The organism is uncultured Massilia sp. (assembly GCF_913773735.1).
In the GTDB taxonomy this organism is placed as follows: domain Bacteria; phylum Pseudomonadota; class Gammaproteobacteria; order Burkholderiales; family Burkholderiaceae_D; genus Telluria.
Genome location: NZ_CAJYEB010000050.1, coordinates 24955 through 45944 on the forward strand (window position 1 = coordinate 24955; position 20990 = coordinate 45944).

Here is a 20990-nt window from a genome sequence, read left to right on the forward strand (position 1 = left end):
AGCGCGTGAACGATCGAAGAACTGGAATTAAAACACTCGAAAGGAAATACCATGCGTCACCGTCACGGCCTTCGCAAACTGAACCGTACCTCGTCCCACCGCCTGGCAATGCTGCGCAACATGACCGTTTCGCTGCTGCGTCACGAAGCGATCAAGACCACCGTTCCGAAAGCCAAGGAACTGCGTAAAGTCGTCGAGCCGATCATCACCCTGGCCAAGAACGACACCCTGGCCAACAAGCGCCTGGCGTTCGCCCGCCTGCGCGACCGCGAAATCGTCCAGAAGCTGTTCGCCGAAATCGGCCCGCGCTACAACGCGCGTCCGGGCGGCTACATCCGCATCCTGAAGATGGGCTTCCGCGTCGGCGACAACGCACCGATGGCCTACGTCGAGCTGGTGGACCGTCCGGAAGTCGGCAGCGCCGACGATGCCCCGACCGCCGAGTAATCCACTCGCCGTTCCCCGAAAAACCAGGCCTTCGCGCCTGGTTTTTTTTGGCGCTGTTCGCGTTAATTGCGTCTCCTGTCCAGCCGCTTGCCGAACTGGACCGCTGCCCGCAGCAGCAGCGCCGGTGTCGTCAGCCGTTTCTCGTCCAGCATCCGCTGCCAGCCCGAGTAGTCGATCAGGTAGCGGCTGGCTACGCCGCGAAAGCGCAGCAGCCAGGTCTTGAAGCGGCTGTGCCAGCCGTTCACGTTCTGCAGGTGGATCGCGCCGCGCGTGCGGATGCCCGCCCGCAGGTTGACCGCCTCGTGCGTGATGCCCGCCCTGCCGGCAAAGGTCTTGTAGGCTTGCGCCGCATCGCTGACCAGCAGGACGTCGGGCGCCAGCACGGGCCGCAGGCAGCGCTCCAGCTGCGCGGCCGTCACCGGCCCGCGCCCGGTATAGAAATCGAGCGTTTGTCCGCTGCGATCGCGCGCCACCAGCAGGCATGCATGGTCGCGGTTGATGCCGCGGCGCCTGGCGACGCCGCCACGCTGGCGCGCCGGACGGTCCAGCGTGCGCGATCCCTTCTGCGATTCGAGCAGGTAGGTTTCGTCCGCCTCGACGATGGCCGACAGCGTCGGCACGCGTTCGTGCATGGCGCCCGGAATGAAGCGGTGACGCCAGCGAAAACTGGTGGTGCGGTGCACGCCCGTCACTGTTGCGGCGTCGCGCACGGTACGCGACTCCAGCACGCACTGCAGGTACGCCAGCCATGTCTCCTTGAGGCGCAGGCGCGCCAGCGGCGTGTCGCTCAAGGCGTTGTAGCTGCGCCCGCAGCGGCAGCAGCGATAGCGCTGCAAGCCGCTGGCGCTGCCGCAGCGGTGGACGCGCGTGGTGCGGCAGCGGGGACAGGGTGGCCGGCCGGCGGCCTGTTCGATGAGGGCGATGCATTCGCCGGGATCCGCGATGGAGGCGATCCAGCTGCGCAGGCGTGCGAGATCCTGCATGCACAGCGGTAACGCTTCGAGTGCGGCAAGCACGTCGTCGAAAGCCTGAGCCGGCATCGCTGTCTCCCCATGCGTTACCTCGACAATGGGTAAGACAGCCTGGACCAAATCCGGTTCGCAGAATTAACGCGAACAGCGCCAAAAAAACTCCCCGGACCTTGCGGTGCGGGGAGCTTTCCGGGAGCCTGGCGGCGCAGCGGCCGCCTGTCCGCATTACTGGTTCTGCAGGAAGGTCTTCAGCTTGTCCGAGCGCGACGGCTGGCGCAGCTTGCTCATCGCCTTGGCTTCGATCTGGCGGATGCGCTCGCGGGTGACGTCGAACTGCTTGCCCACCTCTTCCAGCGTGTGGTCGTTCGACATCTCGACGCCATAGCGCATGCGCAGCACCTTCGCTTCGCGCGGGGTCAGCGAATCCAGCACCTCCTTGATCACGCCGCGCATCGACGCGTGCATCGCGGCTTCCAGCGGCGCCAGGGTGGCATTGTCCTCGATGAAGTCGCCCAGCTGCGAATCGCCGTCCTCGCCCATCGGGGTTTCCATCGAGATCGGCTCCTTGGCGATCTTCATGATCTCGCGCACCTTCGATTCCGGCATCTCCATCTTCGCGGCCAGCGTCGCCATGTCCGGCTCGGTGCCGGTTTCCTGCATGATCTGGCGCGAGATGCGGTTCATCTTGTTGATGGTCTCGATCATGTGCACCGGCACGCGGATCGTGCGGGCCATGTCGGCGATCGAACGGGTGATCGCCTGGCGGATCCACCAGGTCGCGTAGGTCGAGAACTTGTAGCCGCGGCGGTACTCGAACTTGTCGACGGCCTTCAGCAGGCCGATATTGCCTTCCTGGATCAGGTCGAGGAACTGCAGGCCGCGGTTGATGTACTTCTTGGCGATCGAGATCACCAGGCGCAGGTTGGCGACGGTCATCTCGCGCTTCGCGGTGCGCGCGCGCTTTTCGCCGGCGGCCATCTGCTTGTTGATCTTGCGCAGGTCGGCCAGCGGCAGGGCCACGCGCGCCTGCAGGTCGATCATGCGGCGCTGCAGTTCCATGATGGCCGGCGCGTTACGCGACAGCACGGCGCTGTACGGGTAGGCGCAATCGACTTCGCGCTGCACCCACTCGAGGTCCGTCTCGTTGCCCGGGAAGACCTTGATGAAGTGGGCGCGCGGCATGCCGCAGCGGTTCACGCAGATGTCCAGCACGGCGCGCTCGATCGAACGCACCTCGTCCATCTGGCCGCGCAGCGTGTCGCACAGCTTTTCCACGACCTTGGCCGTGAAGCGGATGCCGAGCAGCTCGTTCGAGATGGTTTCCTGGGCCGTCACGTAGGCGTCCGAACCGTAGCCCTGCGTCTTGAACGCATGGCCCATCTTGTCGAACTGGGTCTCGATGATGGCGAACTTTTCCAGCGCGTTCTTGCGCAGCGCGGCCAGTTGCTCGGTCGAGTAGCCCGCCGCGGCGCTGCCGCCCGATTCGCCCTCTTCTTCCTCGTCCTCGACCTCGTCTTCCTCGTCGTCCTCGTCCGACGAGGCGGATGCCGCCGGCGCCGGGGCGCCGGTGTCGTTCAGGTCGACGAAGCCGTCGACGACGTCGTCGATCTTCAGCTCGTCCGACGCGATCTTGTGCGACAGCGCGATGATTTCCGAGATGGTCACCGGGCAGGCCGAGATCGCCTGCACCATGTCCTTCAGGCCCTCTTCGATGCGCTTGGCGATGGCGATCTCGCCTTCGCGGGTCAGCAGCGACACGGCGCCCATCTCGCGCATGTACATGCGCACCGGGTCGGTGGTGCGGCCGAAGTCGGAATCGACGGTCGACAGCGCGGTCGCGGCGGCGGCCTCGACCTCGTCCTCGCTGGTCGGCGTGACGACCGCGTCCGACAGCAGCATCATTTCCGCTTCCGGGGCGCGCTCGTAGACGGCGATGCCCATGTCGTTGAAGGTCGCGATGATGCCTTCGATCGCTTCCGGATCGATGATGTTTTCCGGCAGGTGGTCGTTGATCTCCGCATGGGTCAGGTAGCCGCGCTCCTTGCCCATGTTGATCAGGTTCTTCAACTGGGTGCGACGCTTTTCCAGCTCCTCGTTGGAGAAGCCCTCTTCACCGCCCAGCATGGCGGGGATGCCCTTGGCCTTGCGCTCGCGCAGCTTCGACGCCGCCTTCAATTCGGCGCGCTCGACCGCGTTCAGCGCCGCGATCTCGTCGTTCTCGGGCACGAATTCGCTCGGCTTGCGGCCGCGCCGGCCCGGCACCTTCACCTGCGGCAGCAGGTAGCCGGACGTGTCGATGGCGGCCAGCGTGGCGGCATCGGTCGTGGTGTTGACGGTGTTGCCGGACGGCGCGGCGACGGCGGGCGCCGGCTCGATGCGGCGCGCGGTGCGGGTGCGCACGACGCGCGCGGCCGGGGCGGCCTCTTCCGCCGGAGCGGCCGGCACGGCAGCGGCCGACGCTGCCGGCGCCGGCGCGGCGGCCGGCGCTTCCTCGACCTCGGCCGCCTTCAGGGCCGCCAGCTTGGACACGCGCTTGCGCACGATCACCGGCGGCGCGCTCGGCGCCGCCTGGCTCGGGATGAAGCCGAGGCCGACGTCCGGCTCGGCTTCCGGCTCGGCCGCCGCTTGCGGCGCGGCGGCCTGCGGTGCGGCGACTTGGGGCGCGGGCGCTTGCGGCGCGGCGGCCGGCGCGGCCGCTGCAACGGCATCGGCGGCCGGCGCCGCGACCGGCTCGTTCGCGGCGACAGGTTCGTTCGCGGCGACCTCGACGGCCACATCCTGCGCGGCGGCGGCGCCGGCGTCGGCCGCCTGGTCGAAGGATTCCGGCTGCAGCTGGCCCGCCTGCTCGGCCTGGACCGCCTTCAGCGAGGCCAGGCGCGAGCGCGTCTTGACCACCGTGACCTTGGCAGCCGCTTCCGTTTCGAGGAAATACGAGGTCGCGGTCTTCGGCACCGACAGCTGGGCCGTGCTTTTCGCCGGCGCCTTCTTTGCGGTCAGGGTCAAGGTCTTGGCGGTGTTTTTCATGTAGCTTTCTCCAGTCGAGGCGAGATGCGCGCCTGCGAAGTCAATAATCCACCGGGTCCGCCGCGCGGACCTGGAAGAAAGAAATAAGGAAGGGCCCTAACTAGGGGCGGACCGGCCGGATATCAAGCATCCCTGGCGCCGCCGCCCACCGGTCGGCGCTTCGCGCGGCAGGCCGGATGGCCGGCGGCATGCGCACAACGGGACGGGTGGCGGAACGGCGTGGGGTTGAGATCGCGGTTTAGCATGTCGGAACGAAAAAAAGCCCGTCAGACAACGGGCTTGCAATCTATTTTTCCAAGGGAGAAATAGAGGAGACAGACGAATTATGCACCAAGGAAAGATTTGGTGATAATTGAATTATTGGATAATGGATATATATTTAGCGTATATCCACTCCACCGCCCCCTTGGCCGGTCTGCGTCGGCGCAAGCCCGACGCAAGGAAAGAGGCGGATCATACACGATTTCTCGTGCTCGCGCCCGTCGTCGACGCGGCCCGATGCGCCCCATCCACCTTTTTCCGCCCATTCCTGCACCGCTGAGCGGCGCACACCAGCCGCCCGCCATGCTATCCTTCCGCTTCCTGTTCTTACCATGAAGTCAATGAATACCATTAGCACTGTCGCCGAGTCCACCGAGGCCCACGAAAACACCGCCGCCAACCACGCACCCGAGTCCGTCGAAGGCGGCGCCGCGGCGGAATCGGCCGCAACCGGCGCGCCGCCGGCGGATGCCGCCGCCGCACAGGCGCCGGCCGCCGGCGCCGACACGCAATCGCCGCGCGCCCTGCTCAAGCAGCTGCAGCAGCAGTTCCCCGCCTTCCGCGACTGCCTGCCGCTGGCGATCGGCGTCGACAAGCAGGTGCTGGCGCGCCTGCCCGGCCTGAACCGCAAGACCATGCGCGCGGCGCTCGGCATCCATACCGGCTCCATGCGCTACCTGCGCGCGATGGAAAAGGCGACCGTGCGCTACGACCTCGACGGCAATCCGGGCGCGGAAGTGACCGACACCCACCGCCAGCACGCCAAGGAATTGTTGCAGCAGCGCTTCAAGAAGGAAGCCGAGCGCAAGAAGGCCGAGCGCGACGCGGCGGTCCAGGCCGAGGCGGACCGCAAGCGCCAGGAAAAGCTGCAGCAGCTGGCATCGAAGTTCTCGCGCCGCTGAGCGGCCGCCTTCGATGAGCCCAGTCCCCGCCGACGCCGCCGATCCCGACGCCCTTCCGCCCTACGAAGGCATCGCGCTGTCCGCCGTGCGCCTGGTGCGCACGCAGGCGGACGCGGCGGCGGCGCTGGCGGCCCTGCTGGCCGCCGACGCCATCGGCTTCGACACCGAATCCAAGCCGACCTTCCAGAAGGGCGAGGCCTCGACCGGGCCGCACCTGGTGCAACTCGCCACTGACGACCACGCCTACCTGTTCCAGATCGGCGCGGTGCCCGACCCGGCGCACCCGCTTCCGGGCCTGGACGTCTTGCGCGCCGTGCTCGAATCGCCCACGATCCTGAAGGCCGGCTTCGGCCTCGGCGACGACCTGCGGCGCCTGCGCGCCAAGCTCGGCATCGAGACCCGCAACGTGCTCGACCTGGCCACCGCGCTGCGCCGCGGCGAACGCAATGCCTGGGGCGCGAAGACGGCGGTGGCACGCTTCTTCGGCAAGCGCCTGCAAAAGTCGCGCAAGATCACCACCACCAACTGGGCGCTGCCGCGCCTGTCCGACAAACAGATCCAGTACGCGGCCGACGACGCCCACGTCGCCCTGCGCGTGTACCGCCACTGGCGCGCCAATCCGCCGCCGCCCATGCCGCCGAAACCCGTCGCCGGCGGACCGCGCCGCGCCGCACAAACGTAGCGCAGGGTGGGCCGCGCCACCGGTGCGGGAAGAATGGCGACAGAAGGAGTGCGGCCCACCCTGCGCTTTTATTATCATGTCCGCATGCGCCCGACCCTGCTCCTCGCCCTTCCCCTCCTGCTGGCCCTGCAAGCCTGCTCCGACACGGGCGGACGCCCCGTCGACGGCGCGCTGGCCTTCAAGAAATGCGCGTCCTGCCATGCCGTCGGCCCCAACGCCAGCGGCGCCTTCGGCCCGCAACTGAACGGGCTGTTCGGCCGGCGTGCCGGCTCCACCACCGACTACGCCTATTCCGACGCCATGAAGCGCTCCGGCATCGTCTGGGACGACGCCACCCTGGCGGCTTTCCTGCGCGCGCCGCACGACGTGGTGCCCGGCACCAGGATGCGCTTCTGGGGCATCGGCGACGAACGCGAGATCGCCGCCCTGCTCGCGCACCTGCGCACCTACCAGGACGTGCGCTAACCTCCCGGGCTGACGGCACCCCGCTGCGGCGCCCGCAATCCATCGCTGCATTGCAATAAATAAAACATTGCGTATAAGTCAAAGCATCGCGGTATGATGCTGCGCTAAGGCTGTTTCCTTTTCATGGGACGATCATGCGTGCTTTCCCCGCGTCCGCCGCGTTGCTGTTCGCCTGCATCCTTGCGGGTCCGGCTGCGTGCGCCCGGCCGGCCGCCGCCGTGCCGGACACGCTGGCGCAGCGCCTGGCCGCCTGCGCGTCCTGCCACGGCGGCCCGTCCGCGACGCCGGCCATCGATGCCGCCGCCGCTGCTTCCTCCGCTTCCGGCGAGCGGCGCTACTATCCGCGCATCGCCGGCAAGCCGGCCGGCTACCTGTACAACCAGCTGGTCAACTTCCGCGACGGGCGGCGCCAGTACCCGCTGATGACCTGGATGGTGGACCACCTGTCCGACGACTACCTGCGCGAGATCGCCGGCTACTTCGCCAGCCAGCACCTGCCCGCGCCGGTGCTGGCGCGCGCCGGCCTGCCCGCCGCCGACGTCGAACGGGGCCGCCGCCTCGTCCTGCAGGGCGACCCCGCCCTCAAGGTGCCGGCCTGCGTCGCCTGCCACGGCGAACGCCTGACCGGCGCGCTGCCGACGATTCCCGGCCTGCTGGGCCTGCCGCGCGACTACATCAACGCCCAGTTCGGCGCCTGGCGCAACGGCACCCGGCGCGCCCACGCGCCCGACTGCATGGCCACCATCGCCGGGCGCCTCAGCCTGTCCGACGTGGCGGCCATCTCCGGCTGGCTCGCCAGCGAGCCGGCGCCGGCCGATGCCAGCCCGGCGCCGGCCGCGCCGCGGCCGCTGCCGCTGGCCTGCGGCAGCGCGCCGGAGGACAAGCCATGAAGCGCCGCACCTGGTTCCTCGTCCTGGTCGTGCTGCTGGGCGCCGCCGTCGCGCTGGCCTGGCCGCGCGCCGAATTCATCCCGTCGGCGTCGCCCGCGGCCTGGGCGGCCACCCCAGCGAACATCGCGCGCGGCGCCTACCTCGCCCGCGCCGGCGACTGCATGGCCTGCCACACGGCGCGCGGCGGCGCGGACTATGCGGGCGGCCGCGCGATCGACACGCCGTTCGGCCGGGTGGTCGCGCCCAACATCACCCCCGATGCGCAGACGGGCATCGGCGCCTGGAGCGCGGACGATTTCTGGCATGCGCTGCACAACGGCATCGCGCCGGGCGGGCGCCTGCTGTATCCGGCCTTCCCCTATCCGAACTACACCAGGGTCACCCGCGCCGACGCCGACGCCCTGTACGCCTACCTGCGCAGCGTGGCGCCGGTGCGCCAGCCGAACCTGCCGCACGCCCTGCGCTTCCCCTACGACCGGCAGGCGACGCTGGCCGGCTGGCGCCTGCTGTACTTCCGGCCGGGCGTGCAGCAGGAAGACGCCGCCCGCTCGCCCGACTGGAACCGCGGCGCCTACCTGGTCGAGGGCCTGGGCCACTGCGGCGCCTGCCACAGCGAGCGCAGCCACATGGGCGCCACCCGCAAGGCGCTGTCCGGCGGCCTGATTCCGGTCGTCGGCTGGTATGCGCCGTCGCTCACCTCCGATGTCGAAGCCGGGGTCGGCCAGTGGGACACGCGCCACATCGTGCAATTGCTGCGCACCGGCGTGTCGCCCGAGGGCGCCGTGTTCGGGCCGATGGCGGAAGTGGTGCGGCGCAGCCTGCAGCATCTCGACGAGGCCGACGTCGGCGCGATGGCGGTCTACCTCAAGTCGCTGCCGCCCGACGGCCGCCGGCCGCCGCCGGCCGCGCCGCCGCCGCAGGACACGCTCAAGGTCGGCAAGACGCTGTACGAGACCCATTGCGCCGACTGCCATGGCGCCGACGGCCGCGGTGCCGGCCTCGCGTACCCGCCGCTGGCCGGCAACCGCGCGCTGACGATGGCCGAGCCGGTGAACGCCATCCGCATCGTGCTCAACGGCGGCTTCCCGCCCGCCACCGCCGGCAATCCGCGGCCCTACGGCATGCCGCCCTACAGCCCGGTGCTGAACGACGCCGAGGTGGCCGCCGTCGTCACCTGGGTGCGCAACAGCTGGGGCAACGCGGCCGGCACCGTCACGCCGGCGCAGGTGAACCGCTACCGCGCCGTGCCGCTGGACTGAGCGCCGGCAAGCGCCAGCGAGGCGATGTACTCGGTCGCGCCCGCAACGGCGGCCTGGAACCGTAGGGGCATGCGCCATGCCGACGCCCGGTGCGCACGGGGTGCGCACCCTACGGGCCGGTTTTCCAGGCCGCCGCCTGCGCGTCCAGCAGCGCCAGGATATCGCCCAGCACCAGGTTGACGTCCCAGCGGTGCAGCCCCCAGCCGGGCATCCCGTCCGGCAGGCGCGCCGCGCCGCTCACGCGCAGCACATTGCCCTGCCGGTCGGCCACGCAGGCGGCCGAGACCACGCCTTCGGGCACGATCCACGGCGGCCCGTCCGGGTCCATGCCCGGCGGACGCGGCAGGTAGGGCCGCAGCGGGTGGGCGCCGCCGCCGGGCGCCGCCGGATTCACGCAGACGGCGTCGCGGCTGCCGGGCGGCGCGCGACCGAACAGCCGGCGCGGCGCGTCGTCGCCGGCGCGGTAGCTGCCCCAGACGTACACGCAGCCGGTCTCGCCCGCCGTCCGGCACGGCCCGATGTGCGCGAAGGCCGCGCCCTGGGGCGATCCGGCCAGGAAGGCGGAGACGAGCAGGCGCTGCGCCGGCCGGCCGTCGATCTCCTCGGCGATCAGCCTGCGCAGCAGGACCGTGCCCTGGCTGTGCCCGACCAGCACGACGCCCCGCCCCCCGTTGTCGTGTTCCAGGTACCAGCGCCACGCCGCCAGCACGCCCCGGTAGGGCGGCTCCCAGTCCGGCCGGCGCAGGCTGCCCATGACGTCGGCCAGGCCGGCACGGGTGAGCTGGCGGTACAGCGGCACGAACAGCCGGCAGCGCGACCCCAGCCGGCCGGCCTGGGACTGCGCCACCCGCGCCAGCTCGGGCGATGCCGCCAGGTCCGCATACATGCCGCGCTCGCGCGAGACGGTCGGGTAGACGTAGAAGCAGTCGATGCCGGGGTCGGCGGCGGGCACGAACGGTTCGGCCACGCGGCTGCCGTCCGGGCGCACCACCAGCGCGTCCAGGCCGCGCTGGCAGGCCTCCTGCATGCCCGGCCGGCACAGCCACGCCGATGGCGCGCCATAGTCGACGGGGTCGGCCTGCGCGGCCGGCAGTTGCAGCAGCAGCGCCGCCGCGATCGATGCCGGAATCGATGCCGGAATCCATGCCGCAGGCGCCCTCATTTGGCCGCATCCCGGGCGCGCCGCAGCGCCGCCGCGTCGATGACGCCGTCGCGGTCCGCGTCCAGCCAGTCGAACAGGCGCGTGCCGGCCACGAATTCGTCGCGGTCCAGCCGGCCGTCGCCGTTCGCATCCAGCGCGCGGACCAGCTGGTCGAACTGCGCGCCCTGCCGGCCGCCGCGCAGCATCGCCGGGATGTCGTCGGCGGACAGCTGGCCGTCGTGGTTGCGGTCCATGCGGGCGAAGCGCGCGGCGCGCCAGGCCGTCCATTCCTCGCGCACGATGCGGCCGTCCTGGTTGGCGTCGGCGTCGGCGACGTTGTCCAGCATGCGGGCGAACTGCCGGCCCGGCTGGCCGGACGGCTGGGCCAGGGCGCCGGGGGACGGCGCGCACAGCGCGGCCGCGAGCAGGCCGGCCACCAGGGAAGTCTGGATGCGCATGATCGTCTCCTCAGTGGCCGCGGCAGGCGATCGGCGCACCGGCGGCGTCGGTGCAGCCGGCGCTGCGGGTGATGCCCTGCCCCTTCTCGTAGCTGGCATTGCGCTGGAAGCTGTTGCCGGTCGCCGCATCCGTCACCCGCAGGGTGCGCGTGGCGCTGGCCGCGCCGTCCCCGGCATGCCGGTAGCTGCGCTGCGCCGCCACCGTGCCGCGCGGGCCGGCGGCGTCCAGCGCCACGTCGCGGCTGGTGTTGCCCCGGCCGTCGCGCTGCACGGTGCGGCTGCGCAGGTAGCCGGCGTCGGCCCACGCGGCCTGCAGCGGCATGGCCTGGCCGAGCACCAGGACCGTCGCCAGTATCGTTCTCTTCATCGTCGTTCTCCTTCGGTCGAGGGGTCAAGGGATGGGGGCAGGATGCTCCCGGACTGTTACGCAACGATGAGGAAACGGGGCAGGATGTTACGAAACGATGCAGGCGCGCCGCCGTGTAACGGTTTGTCATGGTTGGCCGTCCCGACGGTCCCCGGAGTTGCGGTAGCATGACGGCTCGTCCCCACAGGAAGGCCCCATGACTTCATCCGCCGGCCGCGTGGTCGTCGTCGACGACGACCCGGAAATGCGGTCCCTGCTGCAGCGCTATCTCGGCGAGAACGGCTACGACGTGCGCGTGCTGGCCGACGGCGCCGGCCTGGAACGGACGCTGGCGCGCGCGCCGGCCGACGTCCTGATCCTGGACGTGATGATGCCCGGCGAGGACGGCCTGAGCCTCTGCCGGCGCCTGCGCGCGGCCGGGGAGCAGACGCCGATCATCATGCTGACGGCGAAAGGCGATCCGGTGGACCGCGTGCTGGGCCTGGAAATGGGCGCCGACGACTACCTCGGCAAGCCCTTCCTGCCGCGCGAACTGGTGGCGCGCGTGGCCGCCATCCAGCGCCGCAATCCCAAGGCCAGCTTCGTGCAGAACGGCAGCCGCCAGCTGCGCTTCGGGCGCTTCGTGCTGGACCTGGACGGCATGAGCCTGTCCCGCGACGGCCGCCAGGTCGACCTGTCCACGCGCGAATTCAGGCTGCTGACGGTGCTGGTGCAGCAGGCCGGCCGCCCGCTGTCGCGCACGCAGATCATCGACCTGGCGATGGGCCGCGACGCCGACGTCACCGACCGCGCCATCGACGTGCAGATCGTGCGCCTGCGCCGCATGATCGAGGACGATCCGGCCCGGCCGCGCTGGATCAGGACCGTGTGGGGCCACGGCTACGTCTTCAGCAAGGCACAGGACGGCGCATGACGGCCCCCCGCCCGTGGCCGCGCCGCCTGCTGGCGCAGACCCTGCTGTCCACCGCGCTGGTCGTGGTGCTGGCGCAGGCGCTGAGCCTGGCGATGTTCTATTTCCTGTCCCTGCGCCCGGCCCTGCTGGAAGTGGCGCAGGTGACGGCGCGCGGCGTGGCCGTGCTGGCCGACGCGCTGGAATACGTGCCGCCCGCCGAGCAGAAGACCGTGCTGGAACGGGTGGCGCGCGCCTCGGCGCTCGAGATCTGGACCGGCGCGCGCCCGCCCGACGACCGGGGACCGCGCCCGCGGCCCGTCGAACGCGTGTTCATGCGCGAATTCGCGCGCGCGCTGGACGCGCGCACCGACATCGCCTGGCGCACCGACCGCCAGCGCCGGCTGTGGATCCGCACCCGGCTGGGCCAGGACAGCTACTGGGTCAGCATGCGCGCCTATCCGTCCGGCGCCGGCCTGACGCTGGTGTCGATCATGCTCGGCACGACGGCGCTGGCGCTGCTGGCCTCGTGGATGCTGCACCGCCGCCTGCTGCGTCCCCTGCACGCGCTGTACCGCGCCACCGAATCCTACCGCCCGTCCGCCCCCGTCGCGCCGCTGCCGGAAGCGGGGCCGCGCGAAGTGGCCGTGCTGGCGCGCAGCTTCAACCGCATGACCGAGCGGCTGGCGCGCGCCGACGCCGAACGCGCCATGGTGCTGGCCGGGATCTCGCACGACCTGCGCACCCCGCTGTCGAAGCTGAAGCTGGCGCTGGAAATGATGCGCCCCGACGATCCGCAGCTGCAGGACAGCGCCCAGCGCCAGGTCGACGGCATCGAGCGCATCCTGGCGCAGTTCATGACCTTCGCGCGCGGCTTCGACGCCGAGCCGGAAACGCTGGCCGACCCGAACGCGCTGTTCGAGGAACTGGCGGCCGACCATGCCGACCACGACATCCGCGTGGCGCCGCTGCAGCCGCCGGCGCTGCTGCGCTGCCGTCCCGAGGCCCTGCGCCGCGCGCTGGGCAACCTGCTGGAAAACGCGCTGCGCCACGGCGCCGGGCCCGTCATGCTGTCGGCCGACCGCACCGGCGGCATGCTGCGGCTGGCCGTGCGCGATGGCGGCGCCGGCATCCCGCCCGCCCTGCTGCCCTCGGTGACGGAACCGTTCGTGCGCGGCGACCCGGCGCGCGGCGCGGGAACGAGCGGTACCGGCGGCACCGGCCTCGGCCTGTCGATCGCGGAGCAGGTGGCGCAGTTGCACGGCGGCCGGCTGCGGCTGGACAACGTGGCGGGCGGCTTCTGCGCCGCCCTGCTGCTGCCCGGCGGGCGCACCAGCCCTATGCCGGCGGCGTCGCCGGATCCTTGACGACCCGGTCGACGTAGCACCAGCCCCAGGTCTCGCCCGGCTCGCCGGAGCGGATGACGGGGTGGCCCGTCGCATGGAAATGGCGCGTGGCGTGCTTGTTCTTCGAGTCGTCGCAGCAGCCGACGTGGCCGCAGGACAGGCATACGCGCAGGTGCACCCAGCTGTCGCCCATGCGCAGGCATTCCTCGCAGCCGTCGGTATTGCCCGCGCGGGCGGAGACTTCATGAAAATGCCGGCAATCGTTCTGCATCACTCCTCCTGATCGTCTACCCCGAGCATCGCCGATCCCGGCACGGCGCGCCCCTATCGGGAGACAGGCCGCCCTCCGCCCGGCACAGCACCGGATTGGCGCCGTCGCGGCTCCATTCGCACCAGCCGCCGTCGTACACGGCGATGCGCTCCCAGCCCATCAGCCAGGCGTAGAAGAACGCCAGCGACGCGCGCCAGCCGGTGCCGCAGTAGAACACCGTCAGGCGCTCCTGCCGGATGCCGCCAGCTTGCCACATCGCGCGGATCCGCGCCGCCGGCTTCATGTCGCCGTGGGCGTCGTGGAACGCGCTCATGCTGTGGACGTCGTCGCCCTCGCCGGCGCGGCCCCAGACGGCGCCGGGGATGTCGCCGCGCGCCGCGATGTAGCTGTAGCCGGAAGTCCTGCCGGTGAATTCGTTCCAGGTGCGGATGCTGACCAGCGTGCCGTCGGCGCGCGCCAGCAGGTCGCGCGTGCGCGCCATGTCGAACAGGTAGTCGGGCCGTGCGGGAAACGGCGCGCCGAAGTCGCCGGCGGCGGGCCAGCGGCGCGGCGCACCCCGCGCCAGCGGCAGGCCGGCGCGCAGCCAGGCGTCGAACCCGCCGTCGAGCAGGCGCACGTCGGCGACGCCGGCATACAGCAGCAGGTGGGCGGCGCGGGCGGCGGCCAGCGGATGGCGTCCGTACAGCACGACGGTGGCGTCGTGGCGGATGCCGTGGGCGAGCAGGACCTGTTCCAGCGCGGGGTCCGGCACCTTGTTCCACAGCGGGCCGTGTTCGAGTTCCGTCGTGTCGATGTAACCGGCGCCGGGGACGTGGCCGGCGCCGAACGCGTCCGCGGCGCCGCAGCCGATCTCGAACAGGCGCCATGCGCCGGCCGGCGCGGCGGCGACGGGCGCACCGGCGACGAGGCCGGCGATCCAGGCGGGCGTGACGAGCTGGCGCCAGCGCGGCAGGTCGCGGCGCCAGCCGAAGGGGACGATGGCCGCGGTGCTGTGCAAGAGAGATGGAAGACGTGGTCGGGTGGATGGGGGATTATACCGGCGCCCGCGCTCCCGATCGCCCCTCAGGCGCCGGGCGGCCCCGCCTCGTACCACACGCGCAGCCCGCGCTCGACCGCATCGATGCCGATGCTGCCGCGCACCTGGCTGCGGATGGTCTCGACGTTCAAGGGCCGCACGCCGGTGCGCAGCAGCCACGCGTTGGCGGCCACCAGGGCGCCGTCGATGCCGTCGAGGTCCTGCTTCGACGTGAAATCCCGGAATGCGATCATGTGGGTTCCCTGCTCCATTCAGACCATCTCGGCAAAGCCGATGCGATCCGTCGTCGCCGCGCGCGCCTCCTCGACGCCCACCTTGTGCGCCGCCAGCAGCGCCTCGAGCACGCTGTTCATCGTGTGGCAGCCGGGCCCGCGCCCGGCGTTCATGTGGGCGCGGATGGCGCCCAGATCGCCCTGCCCGATCATCTCGACGATGGCCGGGCTCAGGCTCAGGCACTCGGTGGCCAGATGGTAGCGGTTGCCCTGCTTCGACGGCAGCAGCGCCTGGCACAGCACGCCGCGCAGCGCGTGCGCCAGCGCCTGGCCCTGGGCGTCGGCATTGCCCAGCAGGCGCAGCATCTTCTGCAGGCCCAATTCGGTCGAGCGCGCGTGCAGCGTGGCCAGCACCAGCGGGCCGGATTCGGCCAGCGCCAGCGCCTCCTGGGCCGTCTGGGCGTCGCGGATCTCGCCGATCACGATCACGTCCGGACGCTCGCGCAGCGCGTCCAGCGCGCCCAGGTAATAGCTGCCGACGTCGCCGTCCGCGCCCACCTCGCGCTGGGTGATGATGCACTTGCGCTGCGGGATCAGGGTCTCGACCGGGTCCTCGATGGTGATGATGTGGCCGGAGCGCGTGCGGTTGATCTCGTCCAGCATCGAGGCGATGGTGGTCGACTTGCCCTGGCAGGTATCGCCGATGATCAGGACCAGGCCGCTCGTCAGCCGGGCGAACTCCAGTTCGTCGCGGTGCAGGCCCAGTTCGGCCAGCGGCACCGGCTCCTTGGGAAAGCGCCGGATCACGCAGCCCAGGCGCTTGCGCCCCTGGAAGCGGAAGCAGTTGGCGCGGATGCGCGCCGTGTGCAGGTCGATCGAGCGGTCGAAGGCGCGCTCGTCGATGCGTTCGGCCCAGTTCGGCTCGATCACGTCGAAGAATTCTTCCAGCTCTTCCTTCGTGATCGGCGAATCGGTCACCGCCACCAGGCCCTTCGGCTGGCGCAGCATCAGGGGGCTGTTCTGGTGGATGATGATGTCCGAGAACACCAGCTTCGAGTTCAGCAGGTGCAGGATCTGCTCGACCAGGGTGCCGAACACCGGATGGTCTTCGTTCTCGATATAGGACAGGGTGGGAATCTGCGAGGACTGGTGGTGTTCCATCGGCGCTTTGGTGACGAACGCGAAAGATTCATTATAAAACCGTCATCCGCACAAAGTTCCTATCAGCAAGATATTTTTTCCCCCCGAACGGCAGGAATGCGCGATCGGCAGGCGCGTATTGTTGTCGATGCGTAACAGGCACCGGATATGGAACAGTTTTTTGGCGGTTGATATTGCTCAAAAGAATTTAAAAACTTAGAGTTACGCACATTCCCCAACTCGTTCGACCACCGATGACCTCTTCCGCTTCCCGTATCGTCTTCATCGACCGCGCCGTGGCCGGCCACGCCGCGCTCGCAGCAGCCCTGCCCGCAGGCTTCGAAGCCGTCTTCATCGACACCGACCGCGACGGCCTCGTGCAGGTCGCCGACCTCCTCGAACACCGCGCGGACATCGCCTCGGTAAGCATCGTCAGCCACGGCACGGCCGGCGTGCTGGCGCTCGGCAGCACGCAACTGAGCGCCGCCAATCTCGACGCCTACGCCCCGCAGCTGGCGACGCTGCGCCACGCGCTGGCGCCGGGCGCCGACCTGCTGCTGTACGGCTGCGACGTCGCCGCCACGGCCGGCGGACAGGCGCTGGTCGACGCGCTGGCGGCCGCCACCGGCGCCGACGTCGCCGCGTCGGCCGACACGTCCGGCGCCGCCGCGCTGGGCGGCAACTGGGACCTGGAGCGGCAGACCGGCACGATCGCGGCAGCCAGCCTGCTGCCGGACGCGGCGCTGGCGAGCCTCTCCACCACGCTCGACTTCAGCGCGCCGAGGAGCTACGCACCCGCGCCGTCACCGATTCCCGAATTCACCACCACCGGCTGGCTGTACTCGGTGACCGGCGACTTCGACGGCGACGGCGACCTGGACATGATGTACGACGGGGCCGTGGACGGCAAGCTGCAGATGTTCTTCTACGAGAACAAGGGCGGCATCCTGACGCCCTCGACCACCATGGGAACGCCCTCGGTGCCGAATCCGACGAACATCAACATCAGCATCAGCCGGCTCGTGGATTTCGACGGCGACGGCGACCTCGACCTGTACTTCGGCGTCAACAGCGACGATCCCGACATCTACCTGGTGAACAACGGCAAGGGCGTGTTCTCGCAGGCGGCATCCCCGCTGCCGAAGGCCGACCCGGTGATGGGCGCGATCATGACCCTGGTCGGCGATTTCGACAACGACGGCGACATGGACGTGCTGCGCCAGGACGCCGTCGGCGCCGCGCCGGTCTTCTACGAGAACGTCGACGGCGCGCTCGGCGTCTCGACCAAGGTGGTCGTGCCGGCCGTGCCGAGGCTCAGCTTCTATGGCGGCGCCATGGCGGCCGACTTCGACGGCGACGGCGACCTCGACATCTACATGGCCGTCCAGGGCTACAAGCAGAACGGCACCAACGACATCTACCTGCGCAACGACGGCGGCATCTTCAGCGAGGCGCCCATCCCGGCGCCCGAAGCGATCAACGTCGCCTTCTATCCATCGATCACCGGCGATTTCGACAGCGACGGCGACCTCGACATGATCAAGCAGGAGGGCGTGAACCTCGTCTACCTCAAGAATACCAATGGCGTGCTCGCGGTCTCGACCGACATCGTCATGCCGTCGGCCCAGGGCCTGAGCATCGGTTACGCGCGCGCCGGCGATTATGACAACGACGGCGACCTCGACATCTACATTCCGGTCTATGGCGCGAACAACGACTTCTACTTCCAGATGCCGGGCACCGGCCCCCTGCTGACCGGCTCCTCCCCCGCCGACGCCAGCGGCGCGATCGCGCCCGACGCGAACATCGTGCTGCGTTTCAACAAGACCGTGGTCGCCATGGGCGGCAACATCTACATCCACGACGCCGCCGACGGCAGCATCGTCGCGACGATTTCCAGCACCGGCACCCAGGTCAGCGGCAGCGGCACCAGCACGATCACGATCGATCCGGCGCAAGCGCTGGCCGTCGACCACACGTTCTACCTGACCTTCGACACCCATACCTTCGTCGATGGCGATGGCATGCTGTTCGGGAAGTTCGACAAGCACAACGTGCTCGTCGGCCAGGACGACCCCTACCTGGTGCGCTTCACCGCCTTTGTGCCGAACGACGTGCCGACGCTGGGCACGATGGACAAGCTGACCGGCGGCGTCGAGGACAACGTCCGGCCGGTGTCGTTCGCCGACCTCGCGGCCGCCGGCAACGCGCTCGACACCGACGGCAGCGTGGCCGCCTTCGTGGTCAAGGCCGTCAGCAGCGGCACCCTCAGGATCGGCCTCGACGCCGCCAGCGCCACGCCCTGGGCGGCCGGCAGCAACGACGTGGTCGACGCCACCCACCTGGCGTTCTGGACCCCGGCGGCGAACGCCAACGGCGCCGGCCTCGACGCCTTCACGGTCGTCGCGCGCGACGACCGCCACGCCGACTCCGCGGTGCCGGTACAGGTCCGGATCGACGTCGCCGCCGTCAACGACACGCCCACGCTGGCCCACGGCGCCAGCCTGCCGACGCTGCAGGAAGACCCGGCGGCGAATCCCGGCGCCAGGGTCGCCGACCTGCTCGCCGCCTCCGGCTACGCGGATGCCGACGGCGACGCCGCGGCCGGCATCGCCATCGCGGCGGCCGGCGCCGATCCCGTCCACGAAGGCCATTGGGAATACGCGACCGACCCGTCCGGCCAGGACTGGCAGGCAGTCGGCGCCGTGACGCCGGCGGCCGCCCTGCTGCTCCCGGCCGGCGCCTGGCTGCGTTTCGTGCCGGTGGCCGACTATGCCGGCACGCCGGGGACGCTCACCGTGCATGCCGTCGATGCCGCCTACCAGGGGTCCTGGAGCGGCACCATGGACGTCTCCGCGCTCGGCGCCGCCGCCCACGCCTCGGCCGGCGCGGCCTGGTCGATCGCGGTCGCCGCCGTCAACGACAAGCCCGTCATCGGCAACCTGGGCCACGGCGACGACCGCACCGTCAACGTCAGCGACGGCGCGGTCGCGATCGACCTGGGCGCGAACGCCACCATCGCCGACGTCGACAACGCCAGCTTCGCCGGCGGCCGCCTGGCCGCCGCGATCGCGGCCGGCGGCGACGCCGCCGACGTGCTCGACGTCCGCACCGACGCCCGCGTCACGCTGGCCAACGGCATCGTCAGCATCGACGGCGTCGCGATCGGCACGCGCGCCCTGGTACCCGGCCTGGCATTCGACCTGAACGCCGACGCCACCGCGGCGCGCGTGGCGACGCTGTTGCAGCACATCACGTTCGACACCGTCGGCACCGTCGCCGGCCCGCGCACCGTCCAGGTCACGCTGGCGGACGGCGCCGGCGCCACCTCCGACGTGGCGGAAACCACCATCACCGTCGTGCGCAATCCGACGCTGGCCATCTCCAGCACCGCCGCGACGCTCAAGGCGGGCGAGACCGCCACGCTGACGCTGACCTTCAGCAGCGCGCCGCAGGGCTTCGCGCTGGCCGACCTCGACGTCACCGGCGGCACCGTGACCGACCTGCAGCCGACCGCCGATCCGCGCACGTTCAACGCGACCTTCACGCCGGCCGCCACGCAGGCGCTGGCGGCCTCGATCTCGATCGCGGCCGGCGCCTTCACCGATGCCGACGGCCTGGGCAACATGGCGGCGAGCGCGCTGGTGGCGTTCGGCGGCGACACGCTGGCGCCGGCCGTCACCGGGATCACCGTGCTCGGCGCCCCGGCCGCCGACGCCACCACGGTGCAGTTCCAGGTCAAGCTGAGCGAGGCCGTCACGGGCCTCGACGCCGCCGACTTCACGCTTGCGGCCGGCGGCGCCACGACCGCCACGATCGGCAACGTCAGCGGCGCCGGCGACACCTACACGGTCACCGTGAAAGACATCGCCGGCAACGGCAGCCTGCGCCTTGACCTGAAGGGCAGCGCTACCGGCATCGCCGACGCCGCCGGCAATGCCGCCGGCGCCTACGCGAACGGCGCGGTGCACACCGTCTCGTTCAACGCCGTGCCGGTCATCGTCTCGAACGCGGGCATGGAACAGGCCACGGTCAAAATGGCCGAGGGCAGGACCGCCGTCGCGACGGTGCAGGCCAGCGATGCCGACCATGATGCGCTCGCCTACGCCATCGACGGCGGCACCGATGCGGACCTGTTCACGATCGATGCCGTCACCGGCGCACTGGCGTTCAAGCATGCGCCGGCCTGGTCGTCCGCGCCGAACGCCGTCAACAGCTACCAGGTCAGGGTCGGCGTGACCGACGGCCATGGCGGCAGCGACAGCCAGCTCCTCACCGTTCAAGTGCTGAGCGACATCGACCGCGACGGCATTCCCGACGTCGACGACGACGACATCGACAACGACGGCCTGCCGAACACGATCGACGGCGCAGTGCCGGACGCCCATGGCAACGGCCATGGCGACGGCAACGGCGACGGCATCCCCGACAGCCAGCAGATCAACGTCGCCTCGCTGCCGACGGCGGCGCCCGGCAATCCCTATGCCACGCTGGCGGTGGCCGACGGCTACACGCTGGGCAGCCTCGGCACCTCCCCGGCGCCCGCCAGCGGCCTGCCGCGCGGCGTCAAGCTGCCGCTGGGCGTGCTCGATTTCACCATCGGCAACGTCGCGCAGGGCGGCACCGTCGAGATGGCGATCTACGTCGACGCCAGCCTGAAGGTGAACGCGTACTACAAGCAGGACATCAACGGCGCCTGGAAGAACATCGCCAAGTCCGTGACGACCGTCGGCACCAAGACGAAGATCACCTTCGACCTGACCGACGGCGGCCTGTTCGACAACGACCACCAGGCCAACGGCAGCATCCAGGATCCGGGCGGCGTGGCCTTCGTCACGCCGCAGATCACCAGCAACGGCGGCGAAGCCACGGCAGCCGTGCAGGTGAAGGAAAACATGGCGGCGGTGACGACCGTGACCGCCAGCGCCATCGGCGCCGTGAGCTATGCCATCACGGGCGGCGCCGATGCCGCGCTGTTCAAGATCGACGCGGTCACCGGCGCGCTGCGCTTCGTCGACGCGCCGGACTTCGAGAGCCCGCGCGACCAGGGCGACGGCGTCGGCAACAACACCTATGTGGTGCAGGTGCAGGCGCTGGATGCCAACGGCAGCGAGACGCAGACGCTGACGGTGCGCGTGACCGACGTCGACGAGACCGTGCCCACGCAGGAAACGACGGTCGACGGCGTCAAGGTCGTCGCCACCACCCAGCAGAACCCCGACGGCAGCA

18 protein-coding genes are annotated in these 20990 nt (G+C 70.4%); 9 read left to right on the forward strand and 9 right to left on the reverse strand.

Translation table 11 applies throughout. From position 1 onward, the window contains the following. The first annotated feature begins 51 nt into the window (after window positions 1-51). A complete protein-coding gene (rplQ, locus tag QZ749_RS25275) occupies window positions 52-447 on the forward strand; it encodes a 50S ribosomal protein L17 (RefSeq protein WP_296953180.1) in 396 nt (131 codons plus the stop codon). A gap of 62 nt (window positions 448-509) precedes the next feature. Here rplQ and QZ749_RS25280 read toward each other — a convergent pair whose 3' ends face one another. Then, the gene (locus tag QZ749_RS25280; protein WP_296953182.1) at window positions 510-1487 is read right to left on the reverse strand and encodes an IS1595 family transposase; all 978 of its coding nucleotides are present in this window, start codon (window positions 1485-1487) and stop codon (window positions 510-512) included. Window positions 1488-1643: 156 nt separating this feature from the next. Further along, entirely contained in the window at window positions 1644-4442 is a 2799-nt protein-coding gene (rpoD, locus tag QZ749_RS25285) for an RNA polymerase sigma factor RpoD (protein WP_296953184.1), read from the reverse strand. 602 nt (window positions 4443-5044) lie between these two features. Here rpoD and QZ749_RS25290 point away from each other — a divergent pair. The 5 genes from QZ749_RS25290 (at window position 5045) to QZ749_RS25310 (ending at window position 8901) form a co-directional block, all read left to right on the forward strand. Further along, complete coding sequence (locus tag QZ749_RS25290; RefSeq protein WP_307726683.1) at window positions 5045-5605, forward strand: ProQ/FinO family protein; 561 nt, start codon at window positions 5045-5047, stop codon at window positions 5603-5605. Window positions 5606-5618: 13 nt separating this feature from the next. Further along, the gene (locus tag QZ749_RS25295) at window positions 5619-6287 is read left to right on the forward strand and encodes a 3'-5' exonuclease (protein ID WP_296953187.1); all 669 of its coding nucleotides are present in this window, start codon (window positions 5619-5621) and stop codon (window positions 6285-6287) included. An 84-nt stretch (window positions 6288-6371) separates the two neighbouring features. After that, on the forward strand, window positions 6372-6752 hold the full coding sequence (locus QZ749_RS25300) for a cytochrome c family protein (protein WP_296953189.1): 381 nt from the start codon (window positions 6372-6374) through the stop codon (window positions 6750-6752). Between the two features lie 134 nt (window positions 6753-6886). Further along, window positions 6887-7642: a cytochrome c4 gene (locus tag QZ749_RS25305; protein ID WP_296953191.1), complete on the forward strand. Its 756-nt coding sequence runs from the start codon at window positions 6887-6889 to the stop codon at window positions 7640-7642. Then, the gene (locus tag QZ749_RS25310; protein ID WP_296953193.1) at window positions 7639-8901 is read left to right on the forward strand and encodes a cytochrome c; all 1263 of its coding nucleotides are present in this window, start codon (window positions 7639-7641) and stop codon (window positions 8899-8901) included. The genes QZ749_RS25305 and QZ749_RS25310 overlap by 4 nt, the downstream gene beginning before the upstream one ends. Before the next feature lie 109 nt (window positions 8902-9010). On the opposite strand, the gene QZ749_RS25315 is transcribed toward QZ749_RS25310, so the two are convergent. From QZ749_RS25315 to QZ749_RS25325, 3 genes are read right to left on the reverse strand one after another with little or no spacing between them, the layout of a single operon-like run. Next, window positions 9011-10063, reverse strand: coding sequence for a DUF3089 domain-containing protein (locus tag QZ749_RS25315; protein ID WP_296953195.1), 1053 nt, complete (start codon window positions 10061-10063; stop codon window positions 9011-9013). Further along, window positions 10060-10500: an EF-hand domain-containing protein gene (locus QZ749_RS25320; protein ID WP_296953197.1), complete on the reverse strand. Its 441-nt coding sequence runs from the start codon at window positions 10498-10500 to the stop codon at window positions 10060-10062. The genes QZ749_RS25315 and QZ749_RS25320 overlap by 4 nt, the downstream gene beginning before the upstream one ends. 10 nt (window positions 10501-10510) lie before the next feature. Continuing rightward, the gene (locus QZ749_RS25325; RefSeq protein ID WP_296953198.1) at window positions 10511-10867 is read right to left on the reverse strand and encodes a hypothetical protein; all 357 of its coding nucleotides are present in this window, start codon (window positions 10865-10867) and stop codon (window positions 10511-10513) included. A gap of 196 nt (window positions 10868-11063) precedes the next feature. Between QZ749_RS25325 and QZ749_RS25330 the strand changes: the two genes are divergently transcribed. Both QZ749_RS25330 and QZ749_RS25335 read left to right on the forward strand, forming a co-directional pair. Beyond that, entirely contained in the window at window positions 11064-11780 is a 717-nt protein-coding gene (locus QZ749_RS25330; protein WP_296953201.1) for a response regulator, read from the forward strand. Beyond that, window positions 11777-13123, forward strand: coding sequence for an ATP-binding protein (locus QZ749_RS25335; protein WP_296953203.1), 1347 nt, complete (start codon window positions 11777-11779; stop codon window positions 13121-13123). Before QZ749_RS25330 ends, QZ749_RS25335 begins: the two co-directional genes overlap by 4 nt. On the opposite strand, the gene QZ749_RS25340 is transcribed toward QZ749_RS25335, so the two are convergent. The 4 genes from QZ749_RS25340 to QZ749_RS25355 form a co-directional block, all read right to left on the reverse strand. Further along, complete coding sequence (locus tag QZ749_RS25340; protein ID WP_296953206.1) at window positions 13095-13373, reverse strand: UBP-type zinc finger domain-containing protein; 279 nt, start codon at window positions 13371-13373, stop codon at window positions 13095-13097. The two genes, QZ749_RS25335 and QZ749_RS25340, sit on opposite strands and share 29 nt — an antisense overlap. A gap of 16 nt (window positions 13374-13389) precedes the next feature. Next, entirely contained in the window at window positions 13390-14370 is a 981-nt protein-coding gene (locus tag QZ749_RS25345; RefSeq protein ID WP_296953208.1) for a sulfurtransferase, read from the reverse strand. Between the two features lie 65 nt (window positions 14371-14435). Further along, window positions 14436-14642 (reverse strand): hypothetical protein, encoded by a 207-nt coding sequence (locus tag QZ749_RS25350; protein ID WP_296953210.1) that lies wholly within the window; start codon window positions 14640-14642, stop codon window positions 14436-14438. 18 nt (window positions 14643-14660) lie between these two features. Further along, window positions 14661-15782 (reverse strand): type IV pilus twitching motility protein PilT, encoded by a 1122-nt coding sequence (locus QZ749_RS25355; RefSeq protein WP_296953212.1) that lies wholly within the window; start codon window positions 15780-15782, stop codon window positions 14661-14663. Between the two features lie 233 nt (window positions 15783-16015). Between QZ749_RS25355 and QZ749_RS25360 the strand changes: the two genes are divergently transcribed. Continuing rightward, the coding region (locus QZ749_RS25360) for a DUF4347 domain-containing protein (protein ID WP_296953214.1) at window positions 16016-20990 on the forward strand (4975 nt) is incomplete at its 3' end.